Below are 16,229 nucleotides of genomic sequence, written 5' to 3' on the forward strand. Positions count from 1 at the left end.
GCCTTCCTAATAATATTATATCGTCGGTGTCTTCCAGATGTCCTTGGCATAGCCACGAATTGTCCGATCAGAACTGAACCAACCCATGCGAGCCGTATTTAGGATCGCCATCTTGGCCCATTCCGAAGGCTTTTGATAGACCTCATCAATATGGCGCTGCGTGGCCCAATAATCTTCGAAATCCGGGACGACTTGGAAATAATCGTGATTTTTAATATTATCCAAAATATCGCGATAACGGCCTGTATCTCCGTCACTGAAGAAACCACTCTCAAGCTGCCCGATGATTTGCTGGAGGCGCTGGGAATCTTTGATGACTTCGGATGGCCGCGCACGGCGATGTTGACGTTCGGCCACAGCGTCGGCTTTCATACCGAAGATAAAGATATTATCTTCGCCTAAATGCTCTTGCATCTCGACATTGGCGCCGTCGAGTGTGCCAACGGTTAGCGCGCCGTTAAGCGCAAATTTCATATTGCCTGTACCGGAGGCTTCGAAACCAGCGGTTGAAATTTGCTCGGAGAGATCAGCCCCCGGGATGAGTACTTCAGCTGCTGAGACATTGTAGTTTGGCAGGAAGATGACTTTGAGCTTATCGCCGATTTCTGGGTCATTATTGACGACTTCTGCCACATCACTGATGAGTTTAATGATGACTTTTGCGAGAAAATAACTTGGTGCAGCTTTACCGGCGAAGATTTTCACACGCGGTTGCCACGGCGCGGAAGGGTTAGCTTTCATCTCGTTATAAAGCGCAACCGCTTCCAGAATATTCATGAGCTGACGCTTATATTCATGGATACGTTTAATCTGAATATCGAACATCGCATCAGGATTTACAGTGATACCTATGCGCGCTTCTAAGAATTCTGCCAGACGTTTCTTATTGTCTGATTTGATGTCCATATAACGCTTTTGGAACTTGGCATCTTCGGCAAATTCTTCGAGTTTCTTTAGTTGCTCGAGATCGTCAATCCAATCTTCACCGATTTTCTCCGTCACGAGATCAGACAGGCCCGGATTACACTCCAGTACCCAGCGCCGCGGCGTGACACCATTGGTCTGGTTAATGATTTTATCCGGGAACATAGTGTGCAGATCATGGAAAACGGTTTGCTTCATCAGCTCAGTATGAAGGGCTGAAACGCCGTTGACTTTGCGTGACCCAATAAAGGCCAAATTCCCCATACGCACCCAATCCTGCTGATGCGGATGGATCACTTGTATGTTGGCGATGACGTTGTGCTCTAGCCCAACCTTCAAGGCTTCCTGATAGAAAGCGCCGTCAATCATATTGATAATCTGAAGGTGGCGCGGTAAAATGTGCTCGAACAATCCTTTCGGCCATTTTTCAAGGGCCTCGGGTAGAAGCGTATGGTTCGTATAATGCAGCGTCTTGCGTGTAATCTCGAACGCCCGCTCAAAGCTATAATCATAATCATCCATCAAAGTCCGGATGAGCTCTGGTACAGCGATAGCAGGATGTGTGTCATTCAATTGTACAGCAACATGATCGCCGAGATTATCCAAACTGTCATAGTTGGTGAAAAAACGTCGAATGAGGTCTTGCAGCGAAGCCGCTGTGAAGAAGTATTCTTGCTTCAGGCGTAACTCACGGCCTTCTGGCGTATGATCGCCGGGGTAGAGAACTTTCGAAAGTGTCTCAGCCAGAATTTGCTGGTGAGCGGAGGCCATAAAATCGCCCTCATTAAATTTTTTCAAATTCATGAGATCCGCCTGACGCGCAGACCAAAGGCGAAGTGTGTTCACATGCGCGCCCTTCCAACCTGCAATCGGCATATCAAAGGCAATGGCTTGAACACGCTCTGAAGGCTTCCATTCTGCTTTACCATCGTCACTTGTTTCAACAAAGCCGCCGTAATTAATGTCATAAACAACTTCGGGACGACGGAACTCCCAAGCATTGCCCTGAACGAGCCAATCTTCAGGTTCTTCCATCTGCCAACCATTTTCCATATTTTGACGAAAAATGCCGTGCTGATATCTGATACCATAGCCCATGCCTGCAACGCCGGTCGTTGACATGCTGTCCATGAAACAGGCCGCAAGCCGTCCAAGCCCGCCATTGCCAAGAGCGGCATCTTGTTCTGCGTGTAAGACATCGTGAAAATTTAAACCTTGGGCTTCGATAAAGGTTCGAGCTTCCTGCAAGTGGCCTAAATTGGTCAGGCTGTCTTCGAGCATACGGCCAATCATAAATTCCATAGAGAGGTAATAAACACGTTTTTGCTTTTTCTCGTAAATCTGGCGGGTCGTATCAATCCAGCCTTCGACCATACGGTCACGGATGGCCATAGATAGAGCCACACACCAATCGCGTTCTACGGCGTGAGATGTGTCTTTTCCGACAGAGTAAATAAGGTGACGCAGGACAGAGTTGCCGAAACTTTCATGCAAAAGATCCTTCGCATCTTCGAATTCATGCTGAACAGGTTTCATGGGGTATCTCGTGAATATTTTTAAATCGGATCATGCGCATGATGACAGCGCTGTCCATGAGTTACTTATATCGCGGCGGGAGGTAGTCGGCAAAAAGAGATGCGTCTAGTCTTTCCCGCATGAATTTCCCTTACTACCGTATAAAAACTATGCTTAGAGTAAGAAAAACAGGAAAAAACACCCATTGAGGGGAAATTGATGCAAAATAAGGCGGCCTCGTTGAATCGGCGACAAAGTGATAGAACCAATAATCGACGACTGGCTGAGAGGTCGATGGCTTTTGTTCTGGCCGGAGGGCGCGGGAGCCGCTTGAAAGATCTGACAGAGACTCGCGCCAAGCCTGCGGTCTTCTTTGGCGGCAAGTTTCGCATCATTGATTTTGCACTCTCTAATGCGATGAATTCCGGGATTAAGCGCATCGGGGTCGCGACACAATATAAGCAGCATAGCCTCATTCGACATTTGCAACGCGGTTGGAATTTTTACCGTGCGGAACGCAATGAGAGTTTCGACATTATGCCAGCATCTCAAACCATGTCAGAAACCCGATGGTACGAAGGGACGGCTGATGCAGTATATCAAAATATCCATATCATTGAGAGCTATTCCAACCTTGAATATATCGTCGTTCTCGCGGGAGACCATATTTACAAAATGGATTATGAAATCATGCTCGAAGAGCATGTAAACTCTAAAGCCGATGTGACCATTGGATGCCTCGAGATACCGACAGATAATGCCAGCGAATTCGGTATTATGCATGTAGATGAAAGTTACCGCATTACTGATTTTCTTGAAAAGCCGGCGAACCCTCCAACCATGCCAGGACAACCAGATAAATGTCTGGCATCTATGGGGATCTATGTCTTTAATAGGAATTATCTTTTTGAACAACTCCGCCGGGATGCAGCCGATCCAGATTCAGATAGAGATTTCGGCAAAAACCTCATTCCCTATATTGTGAAAAACGGGAAAGCTCAGGCACATCGCTTTACGAAGTCCTGTGTACGTTCTGACGGCGAGGAGGAAGCATACTGGCGTGATGTCGGAACCGTGGACGCCTATATGGAAGCGAATTTGGATCTGACATCTTTTGAGCCAGCTCTCAATCTTTATGACAGTAGTTGGCCAATCTGGACCTATAGTGAGTTAGCACCCGGTGCGAAATTCATCCACGACAAGGTTGGCAGGCGAGGCTCTGCCGTCAATTCTGTAATCTCTGGAGGCTGTATTGTTTCCGGAGCGCGCGTAGATCAATCTTTATTGTTTACGCGGTGTTATATTCATTCTTATTCGACGCTAAAACGCTGTATTGTGTTGCCGGAAGTCGATATCGCTGAAGTTTGTCAATTGACGAATGTCGTGATAGACAAAGGGGTTAAAATCCCTAAAGGTTTAGCCGTTGGGAATGATGCTGAACTCGACGCTAAACGCTTCTACCGCACTAAAAGTGGGGTCTGTTTAATTACACAGCCCATGATTGATAATTTGGATTTTTAGCCGATATAATGCGCATTTTAATGGTGGCCTCAGAGTGTTTTCCGCTCATTAAAACGGGAGGGCTTGCGGATGTCGTCGGGGCTTTGCCTCTGGCGCTTGAAACGCAAGGGGCAGATGTCACAGTCTTCCTACCTGGATTTCCATCTGTTTTAAGTGGCTTAACAGGCAAAAAAACAATCAAAAAACTTACTGACGTTGGTGGAGGTAAGGCCAAACTTATGTCCGGAAGAACGAAAGTGGGCCTCTCAGTTATTGCACTCGACGCACCGCATTTATTCAAATTTGAAGGCAATCCTTATCAGCTGGAGAGCGGCGTTGACCGTCCGGACAATGCAATAAAATTTGCTGCCTTTTCCCGTATTGCGGCTGACCTGGCCTCTGGAAAATTTGGTCTAAAAGCCTTTGATGTCGTGCATGCGCATGACTGGCAAGCAGGGCTTGTTTCAGTCTACCTCCAAGCCACAAATTCCGAAGTTAAAGCGGTTCTGACAATACATAATCTTGCCTTTCAAGGCCTCTTTCCGAAATCAATATTGACTGGCATTGGCTTGCCCGACGAGGTCTTCCACAAAGACGGCTTAGAATATTGGGATAAGGTTAGCTTCCTCAAAGGCGGCGTGGTTTATAGTCACCACGTAACAACGGTAAGCCCAAGCTACGCTTTGGAAATTCAATCCGACCAAGGTGGTATGGGATTTGGCGGAATTTTAAAATCTCGGCAGAAGGCCTTGTCAGGCATTTTGAACGGAATCGACCTTGAGGTTTGGGATCCTGAAACAGACCCGGCTATTACGGCGCCGTTCTCTGCCGATGCGCCGGAAGGTAAAGCCAAAAACAAAGTCGCCCTACAAAAGAAAATGGGATTGCGGGTTTCAAAAGATACACCGCTCTTCTGCGTGATTTCCAGATTAACCACGCAAAAGGGGCTAGATCTTCTTGGAGATCTCGTCGACCACATTGTCTTATCAGGCGGGCAATTGGCGCTCCTTGGATCGGGCGATAGCGCCATTGAAGATAAGTTCCGTGCTGCCGCTGAAAAACACCCGACTGAAGTCTCCGTCCAAATTGGATATGATGAACCGCTTGCCCATTTCATCCAAGCTGGGTCTGATGCGATTTTCATTCCGTCCAGATTTGAACCGTGCGGCCTAACGCAGCTTTGCGCGATGCGTTATGGAACGGTGCCTATTGCTGGCCGCGTCGGCGGGCTCAATGATACAATCATTGACGCCAGTCCTGCAGCGCTGGCAAAGTCAGCAGCCACGGGCTTACTATTTTTTGACATTACGCCGCATAATTTATCGGCCACAATTGACCGTGCCTTTAGCCTGTACAAAGCGCCCAAAATCTGGTCACAAATGAAGCAAAATTGTCTCTCTCATCCGGTTGGGTGGGAGCCGTCAGCTAAAGACTATCTCAATCTTTATGCAGGTCTGCTAGAGGTCTGAAAATGACCGCTTCACATTATATAGCCAGTGCGGGTAAACCATCTCCACTTGGGGCATCAACTGGCGCAGGCGGCATTAATTTCGCTCTGTTTTCTGCTCACGCGTCGCGGGTGACGCTTTGCTTATTTTCCGAAGACGGGAAAACGGAAATTGCTAAGATAGACCTACCGTTTCGGACAGGCGATATTTGGCATGGTTTCGTAGAAGGTTTAGAACCGGGCCAGCTTTATGGCTACCGCGTGGATGGACCTTATGCCCCGCAAGACGGCCATCGATTTAATTCTAATAAGCTGTTGCTAGACCCTTACGCTCGGGAGTTGTTCGGCAGAATTATCCAAGATGACGCGATATTCGGATATGATTTAAGTAGCTCCGAAAAAGATTTGTCGTTTGATAAGCGTGACTCAGCTCCGTTCATGCCCAAATGCATAGCGATTGCGGAGGCTGCGCCCTATAAATCCAAACGTCCTAAAACATCTTGGGCAGAGACGCTCGTCTATGAAGCTCACGTCAAAGGTCTCACGATGCGGCATCCGGATGTTGCGCCCGCCGCTCAGGGGAAATTTGCCGGAATAAAAGAGCCAGCCATCATCAAGCATCTGACCGCTCTGGCTGTTTCAGCTGTCGAGCTTTTACCTGTGCAAAGTTTCTTCACGGAGCCGCGCCTGACGGGGCTTGGGCTGACCAATTATTGGGGCTATAATCCCATAAATTATTTTGCTGCCCACTCGAGCTACGGCGAGGCGTCCGAGTTTAAGTCCTCAGTCGAGGCGCTACATGCAGCAGGTATCGAAGTCATATTAGACGTTGTTTATAACCATACGGCTGAAAGTGATGAGCTAGGACCGACCCTCTCTTATAGAGGTATTGATAATCTGAGCTATTATGGCTTGCAGGATGATAGACGTTTTTACGTCAATCATACAGGAACAGGTAATACGCTTGATATGACCCACCCGCAGGTTTTGGCGCTGACAATCGCCAGCTTGCGATATTGGGTTGAGCAGATGGGCGTTGACGGTTTTCGTTTTGATCTGGCCTCGACTCTGGCGCGGGGGCCGGATGGATTTACCCAGCAGAGTGATTTCCTAATCGCTTGCGAAAAAGATCCTGTTCTTTCAAAAGTAAAACTCATCGCTGAACCGTGGGACATCGGTCCCGGCGGCTATGTCTTAGGGCAATTCCCCAAAGGCTGGGGAGGATGGAATGATCGTTTCCGAGATGATGTTAGAAGTTTTTGGCGCGGCGATGAAATGGCCCACAAAGCGTTGGCGGCGCGTCTACTCGGCTCCGCGGATGTTTTCGATCACTCTGATAAAAACGCGCATAGTTCGCTGAACTTCATCACGTCCCATGACGGTTTCACGCTCAAAGACACCGTGAGTTATAATGAGAAACACAATCATGCGAATGGCGAAGAAAATCGCGACGGGCACGGACACAATTTATCTGATAATATGGGCGTTGAGGGCGCAACGGATAATTCTGATATAATCCACGCAAGACGCCGCAGATCAAAGAATTTGCTTGCGACGCTGATCCTGTCACAAGGCACGCCTATGCTGCTTGCCGGTGATGAGTTTGGACATAGCCAAGGTGGAAATAATAATAGCTATTGCCAAGACAATGACATCACTTGGTTGAATTGGGGGGCAGCTGATAGTGAGCTTCAAAATTTCGCGATAGAGCTGATTGCGTTGCGAAAAACCAAACCGCATTTTTCCCAAAGCGGTTTTTTACATGGCGAAGCCATTAATGACGACGGCGCGAGAAATGCCCTCTGGCTGTCTCCAAAGGGCGGTGAATTACAAGGCGGCGCTTGGGACGATCATGGGCTAAGCTGTATTGGATTAGTCCTGAACATGGACGCTGAAGGTGCGGTTTTGATTGTTATGAACCGCGGCGAAGCTCAGACGTTTCATGCTGTAATGAATGCGGATTGGAAATTTGATTTATCGAGCGCAAGGGCGTTTGAAGGGAACCTAATTCCAGCAAATAGTGTGAGTGTTTTTAGTCTGGATAGGCCCTACAAAACTGACGAACAAGAGACAGCGGATCTCAAAAAAAAAGCTGAAGTCTATGGGTTTATAGAGAGTTTTCGCGACATCTCAGGTCATACACATCAGGCCGAATCTCATTCACTCAGCAAACTTCTAAAAGCCGTAGAATCTGTACCGCCACAGGCCTACCCTGATGTTGAAGATAAAATGCCCGTCTATGGCGCAGAGGCTTTACGGAACCATGAGGGTATTTGGGGCGTCACTTGCGGATTATACGGCCTGCGATCCGACCGAAATTGGGGTGTTGGTGACTTTGAAGATTTAGCCATCTTAGCCGAACATATGGCCAGTAAAGGCGCTGACTTTATTGGACTAAATCCAGTACACGCTCTCTTTCCAAGTGCGCCACATCTCTATTCGCCATACTCACCCAGTTCGCGTGAATTTCTAAACATCATGCATATTGCGCCAGATAATGTTCCGGAACTGGCCGAGGCGAAGTTCAGTGCGCCGTCAAATCCCTACAAAGACGGTTTAGTGGATTATGAGGCCGTTTATAAATTAAAAACAGAAGCCTTTGAAAAGGCGTTTGCAGTCTTCAGAAATTTTTCGAAGACCCATCAGCGGGCAAAGGCGTTTGAGAGTTTCTGCGACGGCAAAGGTGAAGCCCTATCACAGCACGCTCTCTTCGACGCGTTGTTCGAAACGCTTCCCAAAGCCAAGCAAACTTACGATGGGTTTCATAATTTTCCTAAAAAATATCAGTCTCCTGAAAGTCTCGCGTGCCGCAAATTTGAAACAGAAAATTCAGATCGCATTAGCTATTATAAATATCTGCAATGGATAGCGTACACGCAACTCTCGGACGCTCAAGCTCGTGCCAAGGCGGCCGGAATGCGCGTCGGTCTTTATCTCGATTTTGCAGTAGGCGTCGTGCCGGGCGGCTCCGATGCTTGGCGTGAACAGACCGCTTTTGCAAAAGGCATAAGCTTAGGCGCGCCCGGCGATATGGCTAATCCCAATGGACAAAAATGGAATCTACTGCCTTTCAATCCCCACCTGTTAGTCAAAGAAAACTATGCCCCGTTCAAGCGTGCGTTAAAAGCCAATATGGAGCTCGGCGGCGCTTTACGTATTGATCATGTTCTTGGCTTGCAGCGGAGTTTTTTCATACCGCAGAGCGGCGGTGCCGGAGCTTATTTGCGTTTTCCTTTCGATGGGCTTTTAGATGTTGTCTCAGAGCTTTCGCATGAAACAAATTGTGTGGTGTTCGGCGAAGATCTCGGCACTGTCCCGGATGATTTCCGCGCCCACATGGCCGATTGGCAACTCATGGGCTGTTCAGTCTTACTAATCGAACGCACATCATCGGGCAACATTATTCCACTAGAGCACTTACGTGAGCTGGCTGTAGCAGCTTTTTCTAACCATGATTTTCCAACACTCGCCGGGTTTTGGGCCGGTGATGATTTTCTATGGCGGGAAGCGCTTGGGATTGGCAACGACCCCAATGTTTTGGCCCATGAAAAATATGTCCGCGAACAGGATAAAAACGTTCTATTTGAGGCGTTGAACCTCCATGAAAAACCGGAAGCCCTAGACGGCGAGGTCATGTCAAAACTGCAAGGCTGGCTCGCTTCTGCGCCGGCTCTGGCTTTCGCCATCCCTCTGGAAGATATAATGCTGGATCGGCAACAGCCAAATGTACCCGGCACGACGGACGAACAACCGAACTGGCGAAGGCGCAGCAAGCTTTCCCTTGAAGCATTGAAGACCGATATAGACTGCAATAAAATCCTCGACACGATTGCTGCCGTTAGACCCCGGAGACCTCGAAATGAACATAACTAAGACGACGCCATTTCAAGGTCAGAAACCCGGCACCTCTGGCTTGCGGAAAACTGTCGAGACATTCACCCAACCGAATTATCTGGAGAATTTTGTTCAAGCGATTTTCGATTGCGTCCCAGAGCTGCGCGGCAGTCTTCTGATCGTTGGGGGTGATGGGCGTTATTATAATGATGTCGCCATACAAATTATATTACGCATGGCCGCAGCAAATGGCGTCGCGCGGGTATTGGTCGGGCAGGGCGGCATTTTATCCACCCCGGCCGTTTCGGCAATTATTCGAAAAAATGATGCAGCTGGCGGAATCATCCTCTCTGCCAGTCATAATCCGGGCGGCCCGAAGGGTGACTTCGGTATTAAATTCAACAGCGCCAATGGCGGCCCTGCGCCAGAATCCGTCACCAATGCGATTTATGCCCGAACCCAGATTATCGAGAGTTACAAAGCCGTTTCGTCTGATACCGTTGACCTGAGCAAACGCGGTGAAAGCAGAATGTCTGGCATGAAGATTGAAATCATCGACAGTGTCGCGGATTACCAAGAGTTGATGGAAAGCCTGTTTGATTTTACTGCCATCTCCAAACTATTCATATCCGGCATGACTTTCTGTTTCGACGCGATGCACGCGGTCACAGGCCCTTATGCAAAAGCCATATTCGGTAAACTGGGCGTGCCTGATGCCAGCATTATTAACGCTGTACCACTGCCGGATTTCGGCGGCGGGCATCCAGATCCCAACCCCATCTACGCCAAAGAGCTATTTGAAAGAATGTTCTCCAAAGACGGGCCTGATTTTGGGGCGGCGTCAGACGGCGATGGCGACCGCAATATCGTCTTGGGAAGAGGTCTATATGTTTCTCCGTCTGACAGTCTCGCGATTATTTCGGCTAACGCCCATCTCGTACCTGGTTACAGCGCGGGTATAAAAGGCGTAGCGCGCTCTATGCCGACCAGCCGTGCAGCAGACCTCGTGGCGGAACGGTTAGGTGTTCCGGCTTTTGAAACACCCACGGGCTGGAAGTTTTTTGGCAATCTCTTGGATGATGGACAAATCACCCTTTGCGGCGAAGAAAGCGCAGGGGCCAGCTCAGATCATATCCGCGAAAAAGACGGGCTTTGGGCAGTTCTTATGTGGCTCAATATTGTGGCAGCACGCGGTAAACCCGTTACCGAAATCGTGCGTGAGCATTGGCAAGATTATGGCCGAAATTATTATTCGCGCCATGACTATGAAGAAGTTGAAACCGCTAAAGCCGAAAGCGTGATGCAAAGATTGCGGGATCAACTTGAGGAGTTGCCAGGTAAAGTCTTTGGAGAGGAAATCATCAGCGCGGCAGAGAGCTTCACCTATCGTGATCCCGTTGACAGATTTGTTTCAGAAAACCAAGGCCTGATGGTTAAGTTCAAAAGCGGAAGTCGCTTCGCACTTCGTCTGTCAGGTACGGGGACTGTCGGAGCGACATTGCGGCTATATCTGGAGAAATATGAGCCTGCAAACGGGAAATTGGATGCCGATTTGCAAAAGACACTCAATCCCATTGCAGACATTGCAAACACCATAACAGGACTAAAGCGTTTAACTGACCGAAGTGACCCTTCGACAATCTCATAATTTCAGACTGTTAAATTTTGGGCTTTTAGCAAACTTTGGCTAACGTCCGCAATGAAGATAGAGTCTTCATCTCAAATTTTGTGGCTTAAGTAACTTAAAGTGTGGGGCTTTGTCACGTTAATGGCAGTTTTCAGACATTCTGCTAAGCACACGCGATGAAAACCTCAATCTATTCTCGCTATCGCTTCCATCCGGATATTATTCGACGTGCTGTTTGGATGTATTTCCGGTTCAATCTCAGCGTCCGAGATTTGGAAGAACTCATGATCTAATGCGGGGTCGGATTATCTTACGAAAGGATACGAAGATGGGTCAATAAGTTTGGATCAACTTACGCAAAGCGCATAAAGTGTCGGTCCGAAGGGCCCTCTGCTGTTTGGCATTTGGAGGAGGTCTTTGCAAAGATAGGTGGCAAGATGGTTTACCTCTGGCGAGCGGTCGATGACGAGGGAATGGTCCTGGATGTTGCTGTTCAGCGACGGAGAAATACAAGAGCAACCACACGTTTGCTGCGGAAACTCCTTAGAAACCAGGGAGTCAAACTAGAGCGCATTTTTACAGATAAGTTTGGATCATATGGCGCAGCACTAAAGGAGCTGGGCATGAAACAATTACAAAACGTCGGCGGTAGAAAAAGAACAGAGCCAAACGCTCACACGTCCCCATCCGGCGAAGAGAACGAAAAGCTCAGAAGTTTAGATCGTTGCACAAGGCTCAAAAACTGCTCTCGGCCCATGGTCAAATTTACAATCTCTTCAACCATCGACGCCATCTCATCTCAAGATCAACACTCTGAAAATTTAGGCACCAAGCTCAATCTAAGTGGGATATTTCGACCGCACCAGTTTGCTCATAAGTCTTAAAGCAATGGAACTTAACACATCGCGTGATTAACGTGACAAAGCCTGTGCGGATGAGCGGTGTCGAAATGGTCAACGGCTACCCAATCGAGCCGGGTGCCTAAGTCCTCTTCCATCTGCGCCATGAGCGCTCGCGTTGTGTCTTTGAGGTTGGGCTTACCGTCGCCATTCACGCGGGCCAGCTCCGTGCCGTCTTCGGGTGAGATCATAATTCTAAACTGGTGCGGGTCGCCGCGTCCGTCAAAGCTCTCTTGCGAGCGGGCCACAAAATCCCGCCCGTCCACCTCAACGCCTTCCTCTGGGCCGTAGAGCTGGCCGCGCGTTGGGGTTAGTTCCGCCGAGCTATCCAGCCCTTCGGCTCGCTCCACACCTGCGCCTTCGCGCTGGAGGTAAGCCAAGTGGCCGCGAGAGACAGAAGGCTTGGCATTGCGAAGCTTTACAACGCGCACTTTCACAATCGCGCGGCGGGCGCGGTAGCGGTCTCCCGTTGCCTTGTGAACGCGCCAACCTTGCTTGGGGCCAATGCCGCGCTCTAACGCCGCTCGCCCTCGTCCGCGAGAGTTGAAGCGTCCTGTGCGGGGCTTCGCAGGTTTCATCAGAGCCCGCCGTCCAGAGACGGCCTGACCTCTGACCAAGGCGGCGCGAACCCCCTGATGGAACCCCTTGTAGTTTGCTGGGATATTGACCTCAGCGCCTCGGCTGCTGGTCTTGCGGGCTTTGGCTCTTAGGCGGAAATCATCTTCATCTGACATTTGCCTATAATATAATCGGGTACAAAAGGTGCGTTTGTCTCTAAGGAAGCCGTTTGAAAATTAAAGGGAAATGAGAGTTTCTAGGAATTTGCGGGATAGAGGCATTTTGGAGGCACCGCGCATGAGTTGCCGAAAATGTACCACCACAACTCGCGTAGCAAAAACAGAGCTTTAGCGTCGAAGTGCCCCCAAAGGGGCGGTTCGACGCTAAAGCTCTTTTCTTTCTTAATCTCTCTTCAAGCCTCATCCTATCTAATTAATTACGCTCTCTCAAAACAGAGCCGTCCGACGCGCCTGCCGGAGCCGCCCACACGAGCGGAGGCAGGAGCGTTGGACTCGCCGCAAAGCGGCGAAGGAATAAACCGCTTGATAAATATATAACGTAGGTGGTAATAGGGCTACTTTTTTCAAAAAAGTGACTTTAATTTTGGAACAAAAAATGCCCTTGAAAAATACATTGCCGCCTGAATACGAACGCTCTCTGTCCTTAGTAGCTAACGGAAAAGCAGGATACCAAGACACTTTCGAGGTTCTATTAAAGGAACTAAATCCAGCCCGCGTGACTTCTATTTCGAATGATATGCGTAAAGCGCTTTGGTCTGTTGAGTCACAAGGTTCTGATGGATGGTGGATGAAGTCTAAGAATGGCCTAAAATCTATACTGAAAACTTTGGACACATACCCTGAAATATCAGCGTTATTCTCCGTGTCATGGAACGGGTATGTTCGTGAAAAGGCGGTGAGAACATGGCCGCGAATCAACAACTCTTTCGAGTTATCACTCTTGCTTATTCGATTGAATGATTGGGTTGAACAGGTTCGCTACGCCGCAATTTCAAAGCTAGAAAACCTAATCGCATCACCCGTAAACGAAAGTGGTCTCACTCACGAAACCGTTCTGGGTTGCATGGACTTAATCTTGAATAAGAAGCGTTTCGGGCGAAGCCGAGAGGTAGAATTTAGGGTTTTAAACCAGCTACTAAACATGAACAATATGCCATTCGTTTTGGCCGAATACGTTACAAATAATTCCATAGATAGTGCTCCCCGATATCTGAAGCACGGATTGAAAAGAGGCATATTAGTCGATGCACTGCCATCAATTTCTAAAGAAGGAAAACACCCAGAAGTACGACGTATAGCGACCAACACACTGCTGAACGGCATATATTCTTGGAAAGAAAGCGGAAGCATTAGTCATAAAACGGTGGATATAGACATTGATAAAAATGAGATTGCAGCAACCGCATTAACTGACAAATCACCACCTGTTAGGAGCGTTGCGCTTAGTTATATATCTGACTCTAAACCTTACGGATTATACTGTGAGAAGACCTTCCGAGACCACCTGACTGACAAGCGCTTCTCAATAGTGGAGCGAGCAATCTATGGGTTAAAATCTCTTGAAATTGATTACGTTAATGAAGTTCGTCAGCAAATTACCAATGGGCAAGTCTCGGTTCGTTCGCTCGAAATACTTAGTCGTTATGGCTCAAATGAAGATGGTAACCTCATCTATAGCAGCGCACAAAAAGTCGCCAGAAATGATAGAGTGCCAGCACTGGGCGCTGCTGCGAAACTTGGCAATCGCTCAGCTATGGATGCTTTAGAAGCAATTGCTTTTGGTAAGCATGATAATGAGGCACGCCATGCTTCCAACAGGTTAGCTAAAACGGATTATAGTCCAAATGTAGAGCTGATTTTAAGCTCTATCAGAAGCGGTCAAGATATACGATCACGCGGATATTTGCGGCTTATTCGCAGGCTACCCACAATGAAATTAGCTTTAGCGATTGCTGAATTGCACATTTTGAAAGTGAAAACTGAAGACTCAAATCTATGGCAATTACTCACCAAGAAGAGAAATACAGGTGCCTTTTTGCCCTCGGAACGTGAGATGGTTTTTCTCAAAGAAACTGTTGGCAACTCTACAGCACTAAAAGAAAGATTTCATAAAACTCTGGGTTTAAAGCTCTAAGAGGAAGCTCTACACCTAGGTATAAAAGGATTGCTCCCGAACATTTAGAGAATATTGAATAACAGTCGACGTCATTATTTGACCCATAACCTTTGAATTATCCAACTCTTTTGCTCCATTAAAAACGTAACGAATGAGCTATTATCCATTCGTGGATAAAGCTCAAAATGTAATTGGAAGTCGCCCATGCGAAGAGCCGTCTCGCGCTGATATTAAGCGCGGCATGACTATGGCCGCGCAGCTTGTTCAGCGATACGGCCCTAAATACTGGCCTGTTTTGGAACGTCTTAAACAGGAATATGATGCGCTGGATGACCGCGAAGCCTTGCTTGCCTCGCTCCTATCGGATGCCGACCAAGCTGCATAAACTGATAAATTCAGCCCTTAAACGGATAGCTTTGCAATAGCGTGTCACTGACGGGGTGAGTTATCTTCAACAGCTCGTCTCGGCGGTAAGCAAGCGACCCTCCATCACCATATTCAGGGCGTGGGTTGCGGTGTCCCATCAATGTGCAGCGCAGTCCAAAGTCTAATCCAGCCTCTAACATTCGGCTCTCAAAGCTGTGCCGAAAGCTATAGATTCGGTGCTGCTTTGTCGGGAATAAGCCTCTCGCCTTGAACGCTTTGGTAAGTGATGCGCTCAACAAATAGCTTCTATCTCGATAGTGCGGGAACCCGTTTGGAGCCTGTCGCATGGCCTCCAGCGCAACGCCGACGAGCGGAATATCTCGTACGGATGCGCCTGATTTAAGCTCTCTGTCTTTCGTTGGGCGGATGCGGATGTGCGGAACCTCGGCGTCCAGCCTAATGTTCTCTGGCCTGATATTGGCCAGTTCACTTGGTCTGCATCCTGTCTCAATCAAAGCCATGCAAAGCAATGCGCCTTGGCGATTGAGGCCATCAAAAACGTCGGGTGCGAGTATGCGTGACCTAACCCAATCGTCTTTAAAGGGCATGACCTTCGTTAGAATTTTGTCTTTGAACCGCATATTTCGAAACGGGTTTTCGCGCTCTTCCTCGCCTATATGCTCGAAGTAACGGCGGTAGAGTTTCCGCAAACTGCCCAAGTCCTTATTGCCGCTGCTGCCGCTCATGGGTTTCGAGCCGTCTTTCGGATGGATGCGCTCATGCCAGAATTTACGCACGGCGTAGGCGTGTTCGCGGGTAATATCCCGCATATCTAAATCGCCGTTTAGGTTCACGAAGTTAGCGACGGCGCGGCGTTTAATTTTAGAAAAGTTGTTTACTTGTTCCGGTGATTTACTTGCGAGTTCGTCGGCCACTATCTCGGATAGGTAAAGCTCCATAGCCCCAGTGATAGTAGCGGAAGGCGTCTTGGCCATGCCAAGCAATGCGTCTTGCTCTTCCTTGGGGTGCGGAGCCTCCTTTAACGGCCCTAATGCCTGTAAGCGGTGCAATAAATCCGTGACGGTATCGCGTGAAATCAAACTGTCCATAGGCTCATAGTTGAATCCCAGCGAGAGGGCGTGATGGCTCACATCAGGATAGTTGACTTCTCTCGGAGTTGAGCGGAAGAGGCTCGGCGCGACCTCGCTACAGCGTTGTTCGTCCGCATCCGCGCAAATGTCCCGCCGCTGACGGGCGACCTTGCGGCTATCGGTATCGAAGGAACGATATATCAATGTGCGGTCGTCTATATGGCTGACCGCCTTGGGCACGCGCCGCACATAGTGCCAAATATCACCGCGTAACCGTAAGTACTGATTGGGCCGTCTTATCGCTTTCATCCTGCCATCTCCGTGCAGCCCAA

9 protein-coding genes and 2 pseudogenes are annotated in these 16,229 nt (G+C 48.6%); 8 read left to right on the forward strand and 3 right to left on the reverse strand.

Going from position 1 to position 16,229, the window contains the following annotated elements:
• Window positions 1–15: 15 nt before the first annotated feature.
• Window positions 16–2,460: a glycogen/starch/alpha-glucan phosphorylase gene (locus ACP9M6_RS06060; RefSeq protein WP_427454447.1), complete on the reverse strand. Its 2,445-nt coding sequence runs from the start codon at window positions 2,458–2,460 to the stop codon at window positions 16–18.
• Between the two features lie 198 nt (window positions 2,461–2,658).
• On the opposite strand from ACP9M6_RS06060, the gene glgC reads away from it, so the two are divergent.
• The 6 genes and pseudogenes from glgC (at window position 2,659) to ACP9M6_RS06090 (ending at window position 11,664) form a co-directional block, all read left to right on the forward strand.
• On the forward strand, window positions 2,659–3,960 hold the full coding sequence (gene glgC, locus ACP9M6_RS06065; RefSeq protein ID WP_427454449.1) for a glucose-1-phosphate adenylyltransferase: 1,302 nt from the start codon (window positions 2,659–2,661) through the stop codon (window positions 3,958–3,960).
• An 8-nt stretch (window positions 3,961–3,968) separates the two neighbouring features.
• Complete coding sequence (gene glgA, locus ACP9M6_RS06070; protein WP_427454451.1) at window positions 3,969–5,408, forward strand: glycogen synthase GlgA; 1,440 nt, start codon at window positions 3,969–3,971, stop codon at window positions 5,406–5,408.
• 2 nt (window positions 5,409–5,410) lie between these two features.
• Window positions 5,411–7,450 (forward strand): annotated as a pseudogene (glgX, locus tag ACP9M6_RS06075) (glycogen debranching protein GlgX); the annotation flags it as partial.
• Between the two features lie 165 nt (window positions 7,451–7,615).
• Complete coding sequence (malQ, locus tag ACP9M6_RS06080) at window positions 7,616–9,259, forward strand: 4-alpha-glucanotransferase (protein WP_427454759.1); 1,644 nt, start codon at window positions 7,616–7,618, stop codon at window positions 9,257–9,259.
• A complete protein-coding gene (locus ACP9M6_RS06085) occupies window positions 9,246–10,868 on the forward strand; it encodes an alpha-D-glucose phosphate-specific phosphoglucomutase (protein WP_427454453.1) in 1,623 nt (540 codons plus the stop codon). Before malQ ends, ACP9M6_RS06085 begins: the two co-directional genes overlap by 14 nt.
• A gap of 155 nt (window positions 10,869–11,023) precedes the next feature.
• Window positions 11,024–11,664, forward strand: a pseudogene (locus ACP9M6_RS06090) (IS6 family transposase).
• Between the two features lie 78 nt (window positions 11,665–11,742).
• On the opposite strand, the gene ACP9M6_RS06095 reads toward ACP9M6_RS06090, so the two are convergent.
• Complete coding sequence (locus ACP9M6_RS06095; protein ID WP_427454455.1) at window positions 11,743–12,480, reverse strand: hypothetical protein; 738 nt, start codon at window positions 12,478–12,480, stop codon at window positions 11,743–11,745.
• 439 nt (window positions 12,481–12,919) lie between these two features.
• Here ACP9M6_RS06095 and ACP9M6_RS06100 point away from each other — a divergent pair, with 439 nt between their 5' ends.
• Both ACP9M6_RS06100 and ACP9M6_RS06105 read left to right on the forward strand, forming a co-directional pair.
• Window positions 12,920–14,458 (forward strand): hypothetical protein, encoded by a 1,539-nt coding sequence (locus tag ACP9M6_RS06100; RefSeq protein WP_427454457.1) that lies wholly within the window; start codon window positions 12,920–12,922, stop codon window positions 14,456–14,458.
• A gap of 133 nt (window positions 14,459–14,591) precedes the next feature.
• Window positions 14,592–14,825, forward strand: coding sequence for a hypothetical protein (locus ACP9M6_RS06105; protein ID WP_427454459.1), 234 nt, complete (start codon window positions 14,592–14,594; stop codon window positions 14,823–14,825).
• Window positions 14,826–14,835: 10 nt separating this feature from the next.
• Here ACP9M6_RS06105 and ACP9M6_RS06110 read toward each other — a convergent pair whose 3' ends face one another.
• Complete coding sequence (locus ACP9M6_RS06110) at window positions 14,836–16,206, reverse strand: tyrosine-type recombinase/integrase (RefSeq protein WP_427454461.1); 1,371 nt, start codon at window positions 16,204–16,206, stop codon at window positions 14,836–14,838.
• Window positions 16,207–16,229 lie beyond the last annotated feature (23 nt).

The sequence above is a fragment of the Litorimonas sp. WD9-15 genome, assembly GCF_050271975.1.
Classification (GTDB): domain Bacteria; phylum Pseudomonadota; class Alphaproteobacteria; order Caulobacterales; family Maricaulaceae; genus Litorimonas.

Bases quoted from the DNA above. Each gene is read 5' to 3' on its own strand.
- ACP9M6_RS06060 (WP_427454447.1), bottom strand. From the start codon at position 2,460: ATGAAACCTGTTCAGCATGAATTCGAAGATGCGAAGGATCTTTTGCAT.
- glgC (WP_427454449.1), top strand. From the start codon at position 2,659: ATGCAAAATAAGGCGGCCTCGTTGAATCGGCGACAAAGTGATAGAACC.
- glgA (WP_427454451.1), top strand. From the start codon at position 3,969: ATGCGCATTTTAATGGTGGCCTCAGAGTGTTTTCCGCTCATTAAAACG.
- malQ (WP_427454759.1), top strand. From the start codon at position 7,616: ATGCCCGTCTATGGCGCAGAGGCTTTACGGAACCATGAGGGTATTTGG.
- ACP9M6_RS06085 (WP_427454453.1), top strand. From the start codon at position 9,246: ATGAACATAACTAAGACGACGCCATTTCAAGGTCAGAAACCCGGCACC.
- ACP9M6_RS06095 (WP_427454455.1), bottom strand. From the start codon at position 12,480: ATGTCAGATGAAGATGATTTCCGCCTAAGAGCCAAAGCCCGCAAGACC.
- ACP9M6_RS06100 (WP_427454457.1), top strand. From the start codon at position 12,920: ATGCCCTTGAAAAATACATTGCCGCCTGAATACGAACGCTCTCTGTCC.
- ACP9M6_RS06105 (WP_427454459.1), top strand. From the start codon at position 14,592: ATGAGCTATTATCCATTCGTGGATAAAGCTCAAAATGTAATTGGAAGT.
- ACP9M6_RS06110 (WP_427454461.1), bottom strand. From the start codon at position 16,206: ATGAAAGCGATAAGACGGCCCAATCAGTACTTACGGTTACGCGGTGAT.